Raw genomic sequence first — 349 nt, forward strand, 5'->3', positions numbered from 1 at the left:
CGGCCGCCGTAATGGCGGCTATCAATGCCAATCCGTTCGTCAACCAGCACGGGCTGCCGAATGAAAAGCGGCCGAGTTTCATTTCCAAGAAGAACTGGCTGTTGGCCCAGGACGTGTCCAACTCGGCCAACCTCAACTTCAACGCCAGCCAGCAGAGTGCCGGTGACGTCATCACCGACCTGCTGACCGACCGCTACAACCTGTCTGGCTCAGACACCGGCCACCGGGCCTGGCTTCTGTCCACCCGCTTGAGCAAGATCTCGATCGGCGCCGCTTATGGCAGCAATGGCTACCGCTACTCGGTCAACCAGGTGCTGAACGTTGGCGACAGCTCGCGGACCGCCAGCCG

General features: G+C 61.6%; 1 pseudogene. It reads left to right on the forward strand.

What is annotated here, in order from left to right:
* Window positions 1–349 (forward strand): annotated as a pseudogene (locus lacNas_RS03435) (CAP domain-containing protein); the annotation flags it as partial.

It is taken from the genome of Lactobacillus nasalidis, from assembly GCF_016587775.1.
GTDB lineage: Bacteria > Bacillota > Bacilli > Lactobacillales > Lactobacillaceae > Lactobacillus > Lactobacillus nasalidis.